Below are 18326 nucleotides of genomic sequence, written 5' to 3'. Positions count from 1 at the left end.
GCGATGCTCACCGGGGCGCAGCTTTCCACGCTGTTCGGGTCCGACAACCAGACGGTCACGCTGACCGCCCCGGAGCGCTTCACCTTCTACAAGACGAGCCTGTCCTCGGCGGAGAAGGAGACGGCGCGGCTGAGGAAGGACCCCGCCATCCTGCGGGACATGGCGCGGCTGGACCGCGTGCTGGCCCGCGCGCGCAAGCCGGACGACCTGTTCCGGGACACCGAGGCCGTTCGCGTACTGATGCAGGGCCTGGGGCTCGCGGACAATGCGCAGAATGTCGGCATGGCGAAGCGCGTGCTGATGTCGGATCTCTCGGACAAGAAGTCGCTCGCCCTCAACCTCTCCGACAAGCGCTGGAAGACGGCGGCGGAGAAGCTCGACATGTTCAAGACCGGGCTGTCCACGCTGCGGCTTGCCGCGACGCGGCAGACGATCCTGGACGGGCTGGTGGACTACAAGCGCCTGACGGCGATCGAGGAGAAGAGCCAGGCGGTCTCCGACGCCCTCTACCTCAAGACCATGTCCACCACGACCAGGACGGGCGTCTATGACGTGCTGGGCAACAAGGTGCTGCGCCGGATCGCCAGCACCATCGCGGGCCTGCCGAAGGAGCTGGCGCTGCAGGAGGTGGAGGCCCAGGCCCGCACCCTGCAGCGCGGCTTCAAGGTGGAGGACCTGGCCGACCCCGCGAAGAAGGAGAAGCTGATCCAGCGCTACCTGACGATCGCGGAGGACAAGTCCTCCATCCCCGCGCCGAATTTCGGCTTCACCTTCTGAAGCCCGCCGCCTGCGCGAAGGGCCCGGTGCGCCGCACCGGGCCCTTTTCGCGTGCGCGTTGCCGCGCCGGGCGGGGAAGGCCGGCGCCTTCCCCGGGGGTTTCCGCTACAGCGCCCGCGCCAGCGCCGTCGCATCCATCGCGGCCATGGAATTCGGGTAGCGCAGCAGCAGCGGCGCCTGCTTGCGGATCGCGTCCGGCACGCGTTCGTCCCGCCGCAGGATGCCCGCGACGGGCAGGTTGCGGCGCAGGAAGGTGCGGCAGGCATGCTGCAGCGCCGCCGCGGTGCGCCGGCCCGCGGCCTCGTCCCGCGCCTGGTTCACCACCAGCCGCGCATCGCCATCCGGCCGGTCGCGGCCATGCAGCTTCAGCACGGCATAGGCGTCCGTCAGGCTCGTCGGCTCATCCGTCGTGACCACCAGCAGCGTGTCGGCGACCGCCGCCAGGTGGCGGTTGCCCGCCGCCAGCCCGGCGCCGAGGTCGAGCACCACCACATCCCAGGCATTGGCGGCGCTGCGCATCAGCAGGCCGACATGCTCGATCGCCTCCGCCGGCAGGTTGGCCATGGCGGTGCCGCCGGAACGGCCCGGCAGCACGTCGAACCCGCCTTCCGCATGATGCAGCACGGCGCCCTTGAAGCTGGCGCGGCCGGTCAGGACGTTCATGAGATCGATGGAGGGATGCAGGCCGAGCTGCACATCGACATTCGCCAGGCCGAAATCCGCATCGGCCAGCAGCACGCGCAGCCCGCGCTGCGCCAGCGCCTGCGCCAGCGTGATGGACAGCCAGGTCTTGCCCACACCCCCCTTGCCGGAAGCCACGGCGATCAGACGGCCGTTTCCAGCGCTCATGGTGCCACTCCCTCCCACGCGGAGACCTCGATATGCGATCGTTGCCGCAGCCTGGCGGCGAGCCAGGCCGGTTCCATCATCGTCAGCCCATCCGCGGCCTGCGGCCCCGTGCCGGCTTCCGCCAGCGCGAGCCCCGCCGTCGCCGCCGCCGACACCACCGCGCCGATGCGGCGGGAGGCATCGAGCCGTGTCGCCACCAGATGCGTGGCCCCCAGCGCGCTGAAGGCGCGCGCCAGGTCGGCGGCTTCCGCCGCATCCGTGCTGGCGGGCAGCACAAGGGCCACCACCGCGCCCGTCACCGCGATCAGCTGCGCGATCATGCGCGCCTGGGCGGGGTCGAAGGGATCGCAGCCGGCGGTGTCGATCAGCACGGGCTGGCCGGGGCTGCGGCTTTCCATCGCCAGCGCCACCGCGGCCGGCGTCAGCGCCACGGCCAGCGTGGCGCCCAGCAGCGTGGTGAAGGCCGCCAGCTGTTCGGCGGCGGCCGGGCGTTCGGCATCCGCGCTGATCACCAGCGGCGGCTCCTCGCCCCCCAGCACGCGGCGCGCGGCGAGCTTGGCGCAGGTCAGCGTCTTGCCCGCGCCGGCGGGGCCCGCCAGCAGCAGCGGCCGCGCCACGCCATCGGGCAGGCGCGCGAAGCGCAGGCTGGCTTCCAGCGAGGCCTCCAGCGGCGCCGCCGCCAGGCGCCGCGCCAGCGCTTCCGGCACGCGGTGGAAATCGAGCGCGATGGCCGCCGCATCATCGGTGGCGCGCGGCCGGCAGGCGGCCGGCAGGGGCGCGCGGGGCGGCGCGCCGATCAGCACCGGCAGCTCCTCCTCCTCGTCATCGAGGTCGAGGCCGCCCGTCACCTCCACGCCGCCATTCACCGGGCGGCTGGAGAGCAGCGCCGCATCCGGCCCCAGCTCCTCCCGCAGCCGCGCCATGGCCTCCGGCATGGAGGCCGCCTTCAACACCCGGATACGCATGGGGTCAGACCTGTCCGAGGGTTCTGATGCGGGCGCGGGCGTGGATCTCGCCCTGGGCCATGACCGCGGTCATGGGGCGGAAGCGTTCCACCACGGCGCGGACATGGGCGCGGATGGCGCCGGAGCAGACCAGCACCGGGGCTTCCCCCTGCGCCGCCGCCTGGTCCAGCACGTCCCGCAGCCGCCGCACGAAATCCGTGAGGCGGGAGGGCGCCATGGCGAGCTGCCGGTCCTCCGCCGGGCCGACCAGCGCCTCCCCGAAGGCGGCTTCCCATTCGGCGCCGAGCGAGATCAGCGCCACATGGCCGGAGGGCGCGCGGGCGGCCTCCGTCAGCTGCCGCGCCAGGCGCAGGCGGACGGTGGCGACGATGGCGGGCACGGCGCGGGCGCCGGCGGAGCAGGCTTCCTGGATGCCCTCCAGGATGGTCGGCAGGTCGCGGATGGAGACACGCTCCGCCAGCAGGGTCTGCAGCACGCGCTGCACGGTGCCCATGCTCGCCTGGGCGGGGATCAGTTCCTGCACGATGCGGCGCTGCTCCTCCGGCAGGCCGTCCAGCAGCTTGCGCGTATCGGCGTGGGACAGCAGCTCCGCCATGTTCTCCCGCATGATCTCGGTCAGGTGCGTGGCCAGCACGCCGGCGGCATCCACCACCGTGCAGCCGCGGGCCAGCGCTTCCTCCCGCTGCTGTTCCTCGATCCACACCGCGGGCAGGCCGAAGGCAGGTTCCTGGCAGCGTTCGCCGCGCAGCGAGGGCTCGCCGCCCGAGGGATCGATGGCGAGCAGCAGGGAAGCGCGCAGCGTGCCGCGGCCCGCCTCCAGCTCCTTGATGCGGATCAGGTACTGGTCGGGCTCCAGCGTCAGGTTGTCCTGCACGCGGATGGAGGGGAGCATGAAGCCCATCTCCGCGGCCAGCGTCCGGCGCAGCGCGCGGATCTGGTCCGTCATCCGCGGCGCATCGCCGGCGGCGAGCGAGAGCAGGCCGTAGCCGAGCTCGACCCGCACGCCATCCACGCGCAGCGCGTCCTGCGCCTGCGCCTCCTCCGCGGCCGGGCCGCTGGCGGCGGCGGCGATGGCGGCCGCCTCCGCCGGCTTCTCCACGCCATAGCCACGGCCGATCCAGGCGGCGGCGCCGGCGGCGCCGGCCAGGGCCAGGAAGGGCAGCATCGGCATGCCCGGCATCAACGCCATCAGCACGGCGCCGCCGGCCGCGATCGCCAGCGGCTTCGGCGCGGAGCCGAGCTGGGTGGCCAGCAGCTGATCCGCCCGGCCTTCCGCGCCCGCCTTGGTGACGACGATGCCGGCGGCGACGGAGACGAGCAGCGAGGGGATCTGGCTGACCAGGCCGTCGCCGACGGTCAGCAGCGAATAGGACTGCACCGCATCGGCCAGCGGCATGCCGTGGCGGCCGAGCCCGATGGCGAGCCCGCCCAGCAGGTTCACGAAGGTCACGATGATGCCGGCGATGGCGTCGCCGCGGACGAATTTCGCGGCGCCATCCATCGATCCGTAGAAGGCGCTTTCCTGTTCCAGCTCCTTGCGGCGGCGGCGCGATTCCGTCTCGTCGATGATGCCGGCGGAAAGGTCGGCGTCGATCGCCATCTGCTTGCCCGGCATGGCGTCCAGGCTGAAGCGCGCGGCGACCTCGGCGATGCGGCCGGAGCCCTTCGTGACCACCATGAAGTTCACGATCAGCAGGATGGCGAAGACGACCAGGCCGATCAGCACGTCGCCGCCCATCAGGAAGGCGCCGAAGGCGGAGACCACCTGCCCCGCCCCTGCCGGGCCCTCATGCCCGTGGGAGAGGATGGCGCGCGTCGTCGCGACATTGAGGCCGAGGCGCAGCAGCGTGGTCAGCAGCAGCACGGTCGGGAAGCTGGTGAATTCCAGCGGCCGGTTCAGGAACAGCGCCACCATCAGCACGAGGACGGAGGAGGTGATGGAGATGGCGAGGCCGAGGTCGAGCAGCACCGTCGGCAGCGGCACCAGCATGATCGCGAGCAGCGCGACGACGCAGAGCGCCAGCGCGATGTCGCCGCCCGGCCGGGCATCCGCCATCCAGCCGGGCAGGGCGAGGCGGTTGGTCGTCGTCGTGCTCATCGATCAATCCACCGCATAGCCGGGCGCCGCGGGCACGGAGAGGCCGGAGGCGCGATAGTCATGGATCTTGTTGCGCAGCGCGCGGATGGAGATGCCGAGGATCTCCGCCGCCCGCGTGCGGTTGCCGAGGCAATGGGACAGCGTGCCGATGATGAGGTCGCGCTCCACCTCCTCCACCTTCCGGCCGACCAGGCCCTCCACCCCCGCGGGCGCGGGCGCGGCGCTGGGCAGGGGCGCGCAGGGGGCGAGCTCGATCGCCTCCGGCCCGATCTCGGCCCCCTCCGCCAGCAGCACGGCGCGGTGCACGGCGTTCTCCAGCTCCCGCACATTGCCGGGCCAGGGATGGCGCAGCAGGGCGGCGCGGGCGGCCATGGAGAAGAGGCGCCGCGGCAGGCCGTTCGCATCCGCGTAGCGGCGGGCGAAATGCTCGGCCAGCGGCAGGATATCGGCCGGCCGGTCGCGCAGCGGCGGCAGCTTGAGGCGCACCACGTCGAGGCGGAAGTAGAGGTCCTCCCGGAACCGTCCGGCGCGGACTTCCGCGGCCAGGTCGCGGTTGGTGGCGGCCAGGATGCGGACATCGACGCGCACGGGGCGCGTGCCGCCCAGGCGGTCCACCTCCCGCTCCTGGATCGCGCGCAGCAGCTTGGCCTGCAGGCGCGGGTCCATCTCCCCGATCTCGTCCAGCAGCAGCGTGCCGCCATCGGCCTGTTCGAACTTGCCGCGGCGGGCGGCGACGGCGCCGCTGAAGGCGCCCTTCTCATGGCCGAACAGCTCGCTCTCCAGCAGCGCTTCCGGCAGCGCGGCGCAGTTCAGCGCCACGAAGGGGCCGCGCGCGCGGCGGCTGGCGGCGTGGATGTGGCGCGCCAGCACTTCCTTGCCCGTGCCGCTCTCGCCCGTGATCAGCACGCTCGCTTCCGCCCGCGCCACCTGGTTGGCGCGCGCCAGCACGGCCAGCATGGCCGGGTCGCGCGCCACCGGCGCCTGCGTGCCCTCCCCATGGCCCGCAGCCGCTTCCAGCATGGCCGCGATCAGGTCCGCATCCGGCGGCAATGGAAGAAAATCCCGCGCCCCCGCGCGCACGGCGGCGATGGCTTCCACCGCATTCTCCTCCGGCCCGCAGGCGATGACGGGGCAGGCGATGCGTTCAGCCGAGAGGCCGCGCAGCAGCGCCGCCACGTCATGCCCGACATGGCACAGCACCAGGTCCGCACCGGGCCCACGCAGATGCGCCAGCGCGGTGCCGAGACTGTCCGCCTGCGCGATGGTCGCCCCGCGGGACTGCGCCATGCGCGCGGCGACGCCGAGCGGACCGGACAGCGCGCCGAGGATCAGCAGGCGGGACATGCGATCACCCCGCCCTGTCGGTCTTGACGATCTCGGTCATGGTGATGCCGAGGCGGTTGTCGCCCACCATCACCACCTCGCCCCGCGCCACCAGGCGGTTGTTGACGTAGATGTCCACCGCCTCGCCCAGCTTGCGGTCCAGCTCGATCATCGCGCCGCGGCCGAGCTTCAGCAGCTGGCTGACCTGCATGGTGGCGCGGCCGAGCACGGCGCTGACCTGCACGGGGATGTCGTAGATGGCGCCGAGGTCGCCGCTGCCGGGATGCGCCACCTGCGCCGCGCGGCGCAGCGCGGGGTCGGCATCCTTCAGCTCGTCCAGCACCAGGGGATTGCGCGTGTCGCTCATGGGTCTCTCCTCACGCCAGGCCGAAGCCGGCGAATGCATCCATCACCGCGCGGCGGGCCGCTTCCGCGTGCCGCGCCGCCTCTCCGCCGCGCCAGGCCGCGCGGGCATCGCCGCGCGCCAGCGTCGCATCGGGCAGCACCTCCAGCCGCGGCTGGTCGGCGAAGCGCGCGGCGACGGGGGCGACGAGGTCCGGCGCCACGCGCAGGGCCACGCCGGGCTCCCCGGCCAGGCAGGGCAGCAGCGCGCTGGCGAAGCGGATCACCTCCGCCTCCGCGCACCGCTCCGCCAGCGTCGGCAGCGCGGCCAGCACGGCGGCCAGCGCCGCGCGGGCCACCGCATCCGCCGTCGCCTCCGCCACCTCCCGCGCCTCCGCCACGCCAAGCGAGAGGGCGGAGGCGGCATCGCGCAGCGTCGCGGCGGTGGCGGCCTCGATGCCGCGCAGCGCCTCCTCCCGCCCCGCCGCGTGGCCGGCGGCGAAGCCCTCGGCGCGGGCGGCCTCCAGCAGCGCGGGCAGCGGATCGGGCTCGGGCTCCGGCTCGGGTTCCGGCTCCGGCGCCGCCACCACCACCGGCTCCTGCTCGCTGAAATCATCCAGCGCGAAGGCGTAGGGCGTGCCGGCCAGGGCGGAGGCGCGGGAGAGCGGGCGCGGCAGCGCGGCGTACCAGCCGGCGCCACCTTCATCCGGCGTGCTCATTCGATCATCATCTCCTGCGCGCCATCGGTCAGGCGCAGCGCGCCCTGCTGGGCGAGGTCCTTGGCCAGCGCGACGATGATCGCCTGCGCTTCCTCCACATCCTTGAGGCGCACGGGGCCGAGGGCGGCGATGTCGTCGCGCAGCATGCGGCCGGCGCGTTCGGACATGCCGCGCAGGAACAGCTCCCGCAGCGCTTCCGAGGCGCCCTTCAGCGCGATCGCCAGCTTGTCCTTCTCCACCGCGCGCAGCAGCACCGGGATGCCGTTGGCGTCGAGGCGCTTCAGATCCTCGAAGGTGAACATCAGCTGGCGGATGCGCGCCGCGCTGTCATCCGACACGCTCTCCAGCGCCGCCATCATGCGGTTCTCGGTGGAGCGGTCGAGGTTGTTGAAGATCTCGGCCATCAGCTCATGCGGGTCGCGGCGCGTGGCGCGCGCCAGGTTCGACATGAACTCCGCCTTCAGCGTGCGCTCCACGCCCTCCAGCGCCTCCGCCTGCGGGCTTTCCATGCGCAGCATGCGCATGACCACTTCCATGGAGAAGGCTTCGGGCAGCAGGGACAGCACGCGCGCCGCGTGGTCCGGCCGGATGCGGGACAGCACTACGGCGACGGTCTGCGGGTATTCGTTCTTCAGGTAGTTCGCCAGCACGTTCTCATTCACGTTGCCGAGCTTGTCCCACATGGTGCGGCCCGCGGGGCCGCGCAGCTCATCCATGATGAGCGCCACGCGTTCCTTGGGCAGCGATCGCAGCAGCAGCCGCTCCGTCGCCTCCCACCCGCCCATGAGGGAGCCCGCATCGCCCAGCGCATCGCTGAACTCGTTGCAGAGCTGCTCGACCACCGGGGCGGAGATGGGGCCGAGCGACGCCATGGCGGCGGAGACGTCGCGCACCTCGTCATCATGCATCCGGCCGAGCAGCATGGCCGCGCGTTCCTCGCCCAGCGCCAGCATCAGCACCGCGGCCTTGTGCGGGCCGGACAGCGCCGCGGTGACGGAGAAGCTCGTGCTCATTTGCGGTCTTCCGGGGACAGCCAGCGGCGGATCAGGGCAAGCGCCTCATCGGGGTGCTTCTCCACCAGGCCCGAGACGCGGCTCAGCGAGGAGGCGCGGAGCTGCCCCTGCACCATCGCGACATCGACATATTCCTCGGGCGCCGGCGGATCGTTGGCGTTGCTGGGCCCGGGCAGCGCGCCGGCCGTGGCGGCGGCGACCACGCCGCCTTCCGCCGCCAGCATCGCGCCGCCGCCACCCGCCAGCACGGGCTGCGGCTGGAGCGAGGCGGTGATGCGGGACACCACGGGCCGGCCGAGCAGCAGCAGGGCCATCAGCGCCACCAGCGCCAGCAGCGCGCTTTCCGTCAGCCGCGTCACCACGGCGGGCGTCAGCAGGGATGCCAGCAGGCTCGGCACATCCTCCGCCGCCGGGCCGCCCATCGGCTCCGCGAAGCGCAGGCTCGCCACTTCCAGCCGGTCGCCACGCCGCTCGTCGAAGCCGATGGCGCCGCGCACCAGGGCGGCGATGCGATCCAGCTCCTCCCGGTTCCTTTCGCGGAAGCGGGGTGCCGCGGTGCCATCGCCCGGATCCATCACGCCATCCACCAGCACGGCGACGGACAGGCGCTTCAGCACCGGCGCCTGGCGCACCACGGTGCGGCTGGTCTGGCCGATCTCGAAGTTGGTCGTCTCCTCCTGCTTGTTCTCGGAGGTCTGGGGACCGGAGGATTGCGTCGTCGGCGCGCCGGGAAGCTGGTTGGCGACGGAGACGTTCTGCGGCTCCCCGCTGCGGGAGCTTTCGGTGGAGGAGGAGGTGCTGCGCGGCACCTGGTTGTCCGGGTCGAAGCGCTGCTCGGTGATCTGCACGCGGTCGGTATCCAGCTCGACCGTCGCCTCCACCCGCACGCGGCCGGAACCCAGCGTGCGCTCCAGCATCTCCTCCACGCCGCGGGCGATGCGCATCTCCTGCGCGCGCCGCATCTCCTCCGCGCTCAGCGCGATCCCCTGCTCGGAGCCCGGCAGCGCCTGGCCGCCGCGCGCCAGCAATTCGGCGCGGCCATCGACGATGGAGACGTTCTGCGGCTTCAGGCCCGGCACGGCGGCGGAGACGAGGTGCAGCACCGCCTGCACGCCTTCGCGGTCCAGCCGCTGCGCGCCGCGCATCTGCAACACCACGCTCGCCTGCGCCTCGCCACGCTCCCGCGAGAAGGGCTCGCGCCGCGGCATCACCAGGTGCACACGGGCGGCGGAGACGCCGTAGAGGGTGCGGATGGAGCGCGCGATCTCGCCTTCCAGGGCGCGGACGCGGTTGAGGTCCTGCTGGAAGGGGGTGGCGGTCAGGCCGCCCTGGCGGTCGAAGATCTCATAGCCGACGGAGCCGCCGGCGGGGATGCCGTCACGCGCGAGCTGGAGGCGGAGGCGCGCGACCTGGTCGGCCGGCACCATCACCTCCGCGCCATTCTGGCTGATGCGGTGCGGCACGCGGGCACGTTCCAGCGCCTGCACCACCTGCGCGGCGTCGCGCTGGTCGAGATCGCCATAGAGCAGCGCCATCGGCGCTTCCGCGCTGCGCAGGGCCAGGAAGCCGATCACGCCGAGCGTCGCGACGGCGACGCTGCCCAGCGCGATCAGGCGCGCGGGGCCGAGGCCACGGAGAACCGCCAGAAGGTTGCCGAGGCCACCCATCACCGCCCCGCCTTCATGCCCGTTGCCAGCTTGCGCACCATGCGATCTCCCGGGCGGCGTCCTGCCGCGCGGTGGGCATCTTCTGCCGGGTGCCTTTACCTCCTGTTAACCGCGGCCCGTTCCGGTGGCATCGATTATCGAGTCATTTCAAGGCGTAGCAGCGCCCTGCAAGTCCTTGATTCCGGCGGCGTGGCACCGGCATTCCCTGCCGGGTGCCGCGCCGCCGCGCGTGCCGTCACTTCACGCGGCGCAAGGTATCGAAGCCGGTCGTCAGCGCGCCGAGGGCGAGCTGCACGCCATCCCGGTCCTGCGAGATGCCGGTGACGGTGCCGGCCACCACGGCGGCCAGCGGCCCGGTGGTGCCGCCGGTGGCGTCCACCCCCGTCACGGTCAGGCCGTAGCGCCCATCGGCCAGGGGGCGGCCCTGGCTGGTCCGGCCGTCCCAGCTCCAGCCCGTCGCGGCGCGGCCCAGCGGCACGATGGCGTCGCGGATCACCGCGCCGGTGCTGTCGGTCAGCGCCACGCGGGCGCGGGTGACGTTGCCGGCGGCGGCGGGCAGCCGCACTTCCTGCGCCGTGCCGTTGGAGAGCTGCAGGTGGTCGGCCGCCACTTCGACGTCCCGGCCCATCATCGGCGTCGCCGCCACCAGGGCGGAGGTGCGCTGCAGGCCGAGCAGCGCTTCCATGTGCTGGTTGGTCGCGATCTGCTGTTCCACCCCCGCGAATTGCGCGAGCTGCTGGGTCAGCTGGTTGGGATCCATGGGCTGGGTCGGGTCCTGGTGGCGCAGCTGCGTCGTCAGCAGCTTCAGGAAGGTGGTCATGTCCCCGCCGAGCGACCGCGCGGCATTGGCGGCGGCGGAGCTGGTGGCCGCATTGGCGCTGGCGGCGCTGGTGGGGGTGGTGGCGCGCGTCGCGGTGGCGGCGGCGGCATTGGTCGCGGTGGTGGCGGCGGTCATCGGGATCCTCCCTTCAGAGAGCAAGGTCGAGCAGCCCGCGCGCGACCAGACGCGCGGGGGGCATGGCAATGGCGGTGGCGGCGGCGCGGCCTTCGCGGGGCTGGCCGCGGCCATGCCCGCCGGCACCGCCGCCTGGATCGCGGCCAGGGTCGCGGCCTGAATCGCGGCCGGGATCGCCACCGGGCTCGCCGAGGCCGAGGCTGAGCGTCTCCGGCCTCGCCTCGATCCCCGCGGCCTGCAGCGCCTGTTCGATGGCGCCGCGATCGCGGTGCAGCAGCATCAGCGTCTCCGGCCGCTCCACGGTGATGCGCACCTGCGTGCCGCCCTCCCGGCGGGCTTCCACCGCCACCTCCACGCCGCCGAGCTCGGCGGGGCGCAGCTGGACGATGAGGCGGGAGGCATCGCCGCCGCGGGCGATCTGCGCGACGACCACGGGGGCCACCTGCTGCGCCGGCACGGCCATGGCGGGGGCATAGGCGCGGGCGGGCGGCGGCGCTTCGGGCGGGGGTGCGGCGGCCAGCGCCTGGTGCGGGCCGGCGGCGGGCACGGGTGGCGCCGTGCCATCGCCCGGCGGCGGGGCGCCCGGTGCTGCCTCGGGCAGCGGGGGCGCTGCGGCCTTGTCCGCCGGGGCCTCCGCGGCGTCCCCGGACGCGGCCTGGCCTGCCTGGGTGTCCTCCCCCGGCACTGCGCCGGCGGCGAGGGCGGCGGGCGTGGCGGTGCCGGCCGGGCCGCCCGGCCCGGCATCCGGCGGGGCGGAAGGCGGGCCGCTCGCGCCGAGGGGGGCCTTGTCGGCCGGGGGCGTGGCCAGCGGGGTGCCGGCCAGGGCGAGGGCCATGGCGGCATCGCCGGGCATGGGCAGGGCCGGCTGGGGGTCCGGCGCCGCGGCGGGCGCGGCCTCGGCCGGTACCGCGCCAGGCATCGCCTCGGCGATCTCCTCCCGCGCCGCCTCGCGCTGCGGCGCGGCCGGGGGAGCGGCCTCGGCGTCACCGGGGCGGCCAGGCTCCGCCGGCGCGGCTTGGCCATCCCCGGGCGGGGCGGCGGGGCCGCGATCCGCGCGCGCCTCCGGCTCCGGCGCCTCCGCCTGGCGCAGCGCGGCATCGAAGCCGCCGGCGGCGGGGCGGCGCGAGGCGCGGGGGGCGTCGGGCGCGGCCGGGGGCGCTCCCGGGGTCGGGGCAGGGGACAGCATGATGGGGGGTGATCCCTGGCAAAGGTGCCGAAGCTGTGAACAGCAATGAACGGGCCAGCCGCCCGTTCACGCCCCGCCAAGGATTTGCCCGCGCGCCAACCCGCGCGGCGGACGGTTCCGGCCCGGCCAGGGATGCCGGCCCGGCATCTATTGCCGGGCGGTCAACGCGGCCTGCCCGCGTCAACCCGGCCTTAAACCTTGCCTCGTCTCCTGGCACGGCCCTTGCCCTGTGCCTGGCACGCCACCCCAGGGGCTTCCCCCGGCGGCGATCAGCGTTCGGGCGAACCCACAGGAACCAAGGCCAGCCGCATGTCCCTCTTCAACTCCCTCGCCACCGCCGTCTCCGGCATGAATGCCCAGGGCCGGGCCATCGCGAACATCTCGGACAACGTCGCGAACAGCCAGACCACGGGGTACAAGCGCCTCGACACCAGCTTCGAGGACATGGTGGTCAATGCCGGCACCAGCCGCTTCACCGGCGGCGTGGTGGCGAACACGGACGCCACCAACGACGTGCAGGGCACGATCAGCCAGGTGGACAACCCGCTGGCCCTGGCGATCAGCGGGCGCGGCTTCTTCAGCGTGGCGCGCCCGGTCGCCAGCGCGGCGGGGGAGACCAGCTTCGACAGCCGCGCCATGTTCACCCGCGCCGGCGATTTCCGCCTGAACAGCGAAGGCTACCTGCAGAACGGCAGCGGCGACGTGCTGCAGGGCTGGTCGGTGAACCCCGCCACCGGCACCCCGGATGCGACGCGCCTGTCCCCCATCCGCATCGATCGCGCCAGCCTGCCGCCCGCGCCGACCGAGGCCGTGACCCTGTCGGCCAACCTGCCCGCCGGCGCGGCGGCCGGCACCACGGGTTCGACCCAGGCGCAGGTCTATGACCAGCTCGGCAACCTGCATCCCCTCGACCTCGGCTGGACGCGCGGCGCGGGGGACAACAGCTGGACGCTGGCGGTGACGCGCCCGGCGACCGGCGGCGGCGCGGCGACGGAACTCGGCACCTTCACCGTGAATTTCGGCACCAACGGCGCCCCCGCCGGCACGATCGGGGAGGTGCTGGACGCCGCCGGCAACACCGTCGGCCGCTTCGATCCCGCGAACCCCGGCAATGCGCTGCTGAACGTCACCGGCAGCTTCGGCGGCGCCGACCAGACCATCGGCATCGACCTCGGCCGCTTCGGCTCCACCGCCGGGGTCACGCAGTATGGCGGCGCGGCCTATGAGCTGCGCGGCGTCTCCCGCGATGGCGGGCCGGCCGGCGCCTTCGCCTCCGTCGCCACCCAGGCCGATGGCAAGGTGGTGGTGAACTACGACAATGGCGAAAGCCGCACCGTGGCGCAGGTGCCGGTGGTGAGCTTCGCCGATCCGGATGCGCTGGAACGGCTGGATGGCCAGGCCTTCGCGCTGACGCAGGAAGCCGGCCGCCAGCAGGTTTCCGCCATCGGCGCCAATGGCACCGGCACGCTGCAGGCCGGCGCGGTGGAGGGGGCGAATGTCGATATCGCCGCCGAATTCTCGAAGCTGATCGTCGCCCAGCGCGCCTATTCCGCCAACACCAAGCTGGTGACGACGGCGGATGAGCTGCTGCAGGAGACCGTCAACCTGAAGCGCTGACGGCGCCTGCATCCGGGGGTGGCGAGGATCGCCGCCCAGGCCCCGCGGCAGGATGCCGCCCTACCGATGCGCGGCAGGATGCCGCCCTACTGATGCGCGGCAGGATGCCGCCCGACTGATGCGCGGCAGGATGCCGCCCTACCGGCGCGCGGCAGGATGCCGCCATGTCCTTCCGCGGCAGGATGCCGCGGGGCTGCCCCGGCAGCGCGGTCGCCAGGAAGGCGGCCGCCCGCTTCGCGCCGCCCCCCGCGCGGCGGTTGACGCCATCCGGCGGCACGCGCGTAATCGCCGCAATCGCGGGGCCGCGAGGTGCCGGCGGGCATGGGTCGAGCCTCGCCAACGCCGAACACGGGAGGCTCCAGAATGTCATCGCCGAAGCGCCGCGGAACCGCGGCCCGTTTCGCCGCGGCCGCCGCCCTCGCCGCCCTGGCCGCCACCCCGGCGGCGGCGCGCGACATCACCATGGGCCGCGTCGCGGAACACGCCGCCATCGACCCGCATTTCAACAATGCGGGCAATGACGCATCGACGATGCGCAACATCTACGACAGCCTGCTGAACTTCGACGTCAACCAGGCGATCGGCCCCTCGCTCGCCGCCTCCTGGCGCGTGCTCGATCCGCTGACCTGGGAGATCCGGCTGCGCGAGGGCGTGCGCTTCCATGACGGATCGGCCTTCACGGCGGAGGATGTCGTCTTCTCCCTGACCCGCGCGAAGGACGTGCCGAACAGCCCGTCCAGCTGGGCGCGCAATGTCGGCGACATCGCGACCATGACGATCGTCGATCCGCTGACCATCCGCGTCACCTCCGCCGTGCCGACACCGCTGCTGCTGGAACAGATCGGGCAGGTCTACATCGCCTCCCGCCGCGCGGCGGAGGGTGCGAGCACCGCCGATTTCAACAGCGGCCGGGCGGCGATCGGCACCGGGCCGATGCGCTTCGTGTCCTGGACGCCCGGCGACCAGATGCGGCTTTCGCGCTTCGACGGGCATTGGCGCGGCGCCAGCGAGTTCGAGCGCGTGACGGTGCGCTTCATCACCAACCCCGCGGCGCGGCTTTCCGCCCTGCTGTCCGGCGGCGTCGACATCATCGATGGCGTCCCGCCCGGGGATGTGGCGCGGCTGGAACGCGAACGCGGCATCCGCGTCACCTCCATCGTCACGCCGCGCATGGCCTACATGGCCCTCGACAGCGCGCGGGACGAAAGCCCCTTCGTGACGGATGCCGAAGGGCGGCCCATGGCCCGCAACCCGCTGCGCGACCCGCGCGTGCGCCAGGCCCTGTCCATGATGATCAACCGCGACGCGCTGGTGAACACGCTGCTGTCCGGCGGCGGCGTGCCCGCCGGGCAGATCGTGCCGGTGGGCCAGGGCGGCTACGATCCGGGCCTGGCGCCCATGCCCTTCGACCTGCCCCGTGCCCGGGCGCTGCTGGCGGAGGCGGGCTGGCCGAGCGGCTTCGGCCTGACCATCCATTCCTCCAACAACCGCTTCCCGCAGGATGCGGCCATGGCGCAGGCGCTGGGCCAGATGCTGGCGCGCGGCGGCATCCGCGTGAACGGCGTCACCACCATGCCGTTCAACGTCTATATCGGCCAGGCGACGGACCAGCGCTTCTCCGCCTTCCTCTTCGCCTACAACAGCGCCTCGCCCCATTCCGCCGATGGGCTGCGCGGGCTGCTCGCCACGCGGGACCTGGCGCGCGGGCTGGGCGGCACCAACCGGGGCCGCTATTCCAACGCCGAATTCGATGCCGCCCTGGCCCGGGCGCTGGCCACCTTCGACGAGGAGGAGCGCAACCGCCTGCTGGTGGAGGCCACGCGCATCGCCATGGCGGACCAGGGCATCATCCCGCTGCTCTGGCAGAAATCCTTCTGGGCGTCGCGCGGCGATATCGAGCATGCCGCCAACATGCTGGACGAGACCTCCATCCGCTTCGCGCGCGTCGTGCGGTGAGCACGCCGTTGAGCATCCTGCGATGAGCACGCGACGGAGCATCATCCGATGAGCACGACGCTGCGCGTCCCGATGCGGGACGGCGTGACCCTCGCCGCCACGCTCTACCGGCCGGAGGGCGGCGGGCCCTTCCCGGTGGTCATGGAACGCACGCCCTATGGCCGCGACGCGCCCCGGCGCATCGAGGTGACGGCCGCCGACCCGGTGCCGATGGATGGCCCGCGCCTCGCCGCGCATTTCACCCGCGCGGGCTATGCCGTGCTGCTGCAGGACAGCCGCGGCCGCGGCGACTCCGAAGGCATCTTCGAGAAATACCTGAACGAGGGCCAGGACGGCTTCGACAGCTGCGCCTGGATCCTCGCCCAGCCCTGGTGCGATGGCCGCATCGCCACCATCGGCATGTCCTATGGCGCGCATTCCGCCGCCGCGCTGGGCTGCCTGGACCCGCCGGGGCTGGTGGCGCAGGTGCTGGATTCCGGCGGCTTCGACAATGCCTGGCGCAACGCCGTGCGCCACAACGGCGCCTTCGAGCTGAAGCAGGCGAGCTGGGCCTTCAACGAGGCGCGGCGATCCCCGGAGGCGGCGCGCGACCCGGTGCTGCGCGCGGCGCTGGAGGCGGAGGACCTGGCCGCCTGGTTCACCCGCCTGCCCTGGCGCGCCGGCCATTCGCCGCTGCGCCACCACCCCGATTACGAACGCGTGCTGCTGGACCAGTGGCGCGCCGGCACCTTCGACGCGACCTGGCAGCGCATCGGCCTGTGGGCGGAGGGATTCCACGACCGCTACAGCCGCGCCGCCGTGCTGCACATGTCGTCCTGGTTCGACCCCTATCCCGGCACGGTGACGGCGAATTATGCCGGGCTGAAGCGCGCCGGGCGGGGGCAGCAGCGCCTGATCCTCGGCCCCTGGACGCATGGGGAACGCAGCCAGCGCGTCTTCGGCGATGTCGATTTCGGGGTGGAGGCGCCGATCGATTCCTGGGCCGGCGACTGGAACCGGCACCGCGTGCGCTTCCTCGACCACGCCGTGCGCGGGATCGGGGATGGGGAGCCGCCGGTGCGCATCTTCGTCATGGGCGGCGGCAGCGGGCGGCGCACGCCGGGCGGGCACCTGGATCATGGCGGGCGCTGGATCACCGCCGCGGACTGGCCGCTGCCGGATGCCGTGCCGGCCGCCTTCCACCTGCATGGCGATGGCGCGCTGCGGCGGGAGGCACCGGCCGCCGGCGCGGAGCCCGCGCGCTTCCGCTTCGACCCCGCCCATCCCGTGCCGACCATCGGCGGCGCCTTCTCCTCCCTCGAACCCCTCGCGCTGCCGGGCAGCCAGGACCAGGTGGAGGGGCCGGGCTTCCATGGCTGCACGCCGCCCTTCCTGCCGCTGGCCTCCCGCCCCGACGTGCTGGTCTTCCAGACGCCGCCGCTGCGCGAGGCGGTGGAGGTGGTGGGGCCGGTGGTGGCGGAGTTGTTCGTCGCCACCGACGCGCCGGATACCGACATCACCGTCAAGCTGGTCGATGTGCACCCCGCCTCCGCCGATTATCCGCGCGGCTATGCGATGCTGCTTGGCGACACCATCCTGCGGCTGCGCTATGCCGAGGACCCGTCCCGCCCCCGGCTCGCGGAGCCCGGCCAGGTGCGGCGCATCCGGCTCTCCCTGCCCATCGCCAATCTGTTCCTGCCGGGGCATCGCATCCGGCTGGATGTCTCCTCCTCCAACTTCCCGCGCTTCGACGTGAACCCGAATACGGGGGAGGCGGAGGGCATGGCGCGCGGCCTGCGGATCGCGACCAACACCGTCTTCCTCGATGCCGATCGCGCCAGCCGCCTGGTGCTGCCGCTGCGGGGATGAGGGCGCGCGCTCAATCCAGCCGGATCTGCGCGCGTTCGGCGATGCCCTTCCACATCGGCACCTCGGTGCGCATCCGCTCGCCGAGCGGCCCGGGGCCGGAGAGCACGAGCTGCGCGCCGGCCGCTTCCAGGCGCTGCGCCAGGCTCGACCCCTGCGCCAGCGGCGCCATTTCCGCCGCCAGCGTCTCCACCACAGCCGGCGGCGCGCCGCGCGGCGCGAAGATCGCGTACCAGATCGTCACGCCATAGCCGGGCGCCGCTTCCGCCAGGGAGGGCACGTCCGGCAGCACCGGGCTGCGCCGGGGCGAGGTCACGGCGATGGCGCGCAGCCGGCCTTCCCGCACATGCGCCATCGTCTCCAGCAGCCCGACGATCAGCAGGTCCGTGTCCCCCGCATAGAGCGCGGTGACGCTCTGCCCCGCGCCGCGATAGGGGACGTGCAGCAGGTCGATCCCCGCCAGCGCCTTGAACAATTCGCCGCCCATATGCGTCGTGGCGCCATTGCCGGCGGTGCCGAAGCTGATGCTGCCCGGCCGCGCCTTCGCCCGCGCCACCAAATCCGCCAGGTCCCGGATCGGGCTGTCGGGCCGCACCAGCACGCCCATCGGCGCATCCAGCACGATGGAGACGGGCATGAAATCCGCGATGGGGTCATAGCCGGGGTCGCGCATCACGGCGGGCAGGATGCTGATGGCGGAGGTGGTGAAGAGGAAGTTATGCGCATCCGGCGTCGCCATCACCGCGCGCGTGCCCAACAAGCCCCCCGCGCCGGGCCGCGTCTCCACGATGAAGGGCTGGCCGAGCTTGCGCTGGAGATGCTCCGCGATGAATCGCGCGGGGATCTCCACCGGCCCGCCCGGCGCGAAGGGGATGATGAAGCGCACGGGCTTGTTGGGCCAGGCGGGCTGCGCCGCGGCCGGCAGCGGCAGCAGGGCGGCGGCGGCGCCCGTCAGGGCGCGGCGGGTGATGCGCATGGCGTTCCTCCAGGCTTCGTTGGAGGGGAGCCTACCCG

Annotated in this window: 15 protein-coding genes; 4 read left to right on the top strand and 11 right to left on the bottom strand. The window is 73.3% G+C overall.

The features are described from left to right. The first annotated feature begins 3 nt into the window (after nt 1-3). Nucleotides 4-777 (top strand): DUF1217 domain-containing protein, encoded by a 774-nt coding sequence (locus JJI54_RS04355; RefSeq protein WP_203071271.1) that lies wholly within the window; start codon nt 4-6, stop codon nt 775-777. A gap of 105 nt (nt 778-882) precedes the next feature. On the opposite strand, the gene JJI54_RS04350 is transcribed toward JJI54_RS04355, so the two are convergent. The 10 genes from JJI54_RS04350 to JJI54_RS04305 all read right to left on the bottom strand — a co-directional run bounded on the left by JJI54_RS04350 (nt 883) and on the right by JJI54_RS04305 (nt 11894). Further along, a complete protein-coding gene (locus JJI54_RS04350; RefSeq protein WP_203071269.1) occupies nt 883-1626 on the bottom strand; it encodes a nucleotide-binding protein in 744 nt (247 codons plus the stop codon). Then, nucleotides 1623-2591 (bottom strand): flagellar biosynthesis protein FlhF, encoded by a 969-nt coding sequence (locus JJI54_RS04345; RefSeq protein ID WP_203071267.1) that lies wholly within the window; start codon nt 2589-2591, stop codon nt 1623-1625. Before JJI54_RS04345 ends, JJI54_RS04350 begins: the two co-directional genes overlap by 4 nt. Nucleotides 2592-2595: 4 nt before the next feature. Continuing rightward, a complete protein-coding gene (flhA, locus tag JJI54_RS04340; protein WP_203071265.1) occupies nt 2596-4689 on the bottom strand; it encodes a flagellar biosynthesis protein FlhA in 2094 nt (697 codons plus the stop codon). Nucleotides 4690-4692: 3 nt separating this feature from the next. Further along, the gene (locus JJI54_RS04335) at nt 4693-6033 is read right to left on the bottom strand and encodes a sigma-54-dependent transcriptional regulator (protein WP_203071263.1); all 1341 of its coding nucleotides are present in this window, start codon (nt 6031-6033) and stop codon (nt 4693-4695) included. A gap of 4 nt (nt 6034-6037) precedes the next feature. Further along, on the bottom strand, nt 6038-6379 hold the full coding sequence (gene fliN / locus JJI54_RS04330; protein ID WP_203071261.1) for a flagellar motor switch protein FliN: 342 nt from the start codon (nt 6377-6379) through the stop codon (nt 6038-6040). A gap of 10 nt (nt 6380-6389) precedes the next feature. Further along, entirely contained in the window at nt 6390-7073 is a 684-nt protein-coding gene (locus tag JJI54_RS04325) for a FliH/SctL family protein (RefSeq protein WP_203071259.1), read from the bottom strand. Beyond that, a complete protein-coding gene (gene fliG / locus JJI54_RS04320) occupies nt 7070-8086 on the bottom strand; it encodes a flagellar motor switch protein FliG (protein WP_203071258.1) in 1017 nt (338 codons plus the stop codon). Before fliG ends, JJI54_RS04325 begins: the two co-directional genes overlap by 4 nt. Beyond that, nucleotides 8083-9753: a flagellar basal-body MS-ring/collar protein FliF gene (gene fliF, locus JJI54_RS04315; RefSeq protein ID WP_203071256.1), complete on the bottom strand. Its 1671-nt coding sequence runs from the start codon at nt 9751-9753 to the stop codon at nt 8083-8085. Before fliF ends, fliG begins: the two co-directional genes overlap by 4 nt. 235 nt (nt 9754-9988) lie before the next feature. Then, entirely contained in the window at nt 9989-10708 is a 720-nt protein-coding gene (locus JJI54_RS32590) for a flagellar hook assembly protein FlgD (RefSeq protein WP_203071254.1), read from the bottom strand. A 13-nt stretch (nt 10709-10721) separates the two neighbouring features. Next, on the bottom strand, nt 10722-11894 hold the full coding sequence (locus JJI54_RS04305) for a flagellar hook-length control protein FliK (protein WP_203071251.1): 1173 nt from the start codon (nt 11892-11894) through the stop codon (nt 10722-10724). A gap of 309 nt (nt 11895-12203) precedes the next feature. Between JJI54_RS04305 and flgE the strand changes: the two genes are divergently transcribed. The 3 genes from flgE (at nt 12204) to JJI54_RS04290 (ending at nt 17315) form a co-directional block, all read left to right on the top strand. Next, nucleotides 12204-13511 carry a flagellar hook protein FlgE gene (gene flgE, locus JJI54_RS04300; RefSeq protein ID WP_203071249.1) on the top strand — a complete coding sequence of 436 codons (1308 nt, stop codon included), beginning with the start codon at nt 12204-12206 and terminating at the stop codon, nt 13509-13511. Between the two features lie 363 nt (nt 13512-13874). Continuing rightward, a complete protein-coding gene (locus tag JJI54_RS04295; RefSeq protein WP_203071247.1) occupies nt 13875-15467 on the top strand; it encodes an ABC transporter substrate-binding protein in 1593 nt (530 codons plus the stop codon). A 48-nt stretch (nt 15468-15515) separates the two neighbouring features. Beyond that, nucleotides 15516-17315 (top strand): CocE/NonD family hydrolase, encoded by a 1800-nt coding sequence (locus JJI54_RS04290; RefSeq protein ID WP_203071245.1) that lies wholly within the window; start codon nt 15516-15518, stop codon nt 17313-17315. Nucleotides 17316-17325: 10 nt separating this feature from the next. On the opposite strand, the gene JJI54_RS04285 is transcribed toward JJI54_RS04290, so the two are convergent. Then, nucleotides 17326-18288, bottom strand: coding sequence for a tripartite tricarboxylate transporter substrate-binding protein (locus tag JJI54_RS04285; RefSeq protein ID WP_203071243.1), 963 nt, complete (start codon nt 18286-18288; stop codon nt 17326-17328). Nucleotides 18289-18326 lie beyond the last annotated feature (38 nt).

This window comes from Falsiroseomonas ponticola (assembly GCF_016805305.1).
GTDB lineage: Bacteria > Pseudomonadota > Alphaproteobacteria > Acetobacterales > Acetobacteraceae > Falsiroseomonas > Falsiroseomonas ponticola.
The sequence above is the reverse complement of the archived record's forward strand: the minus strand, read 5'-3'. Positions and strand labels throughout refer to the sequence as shown.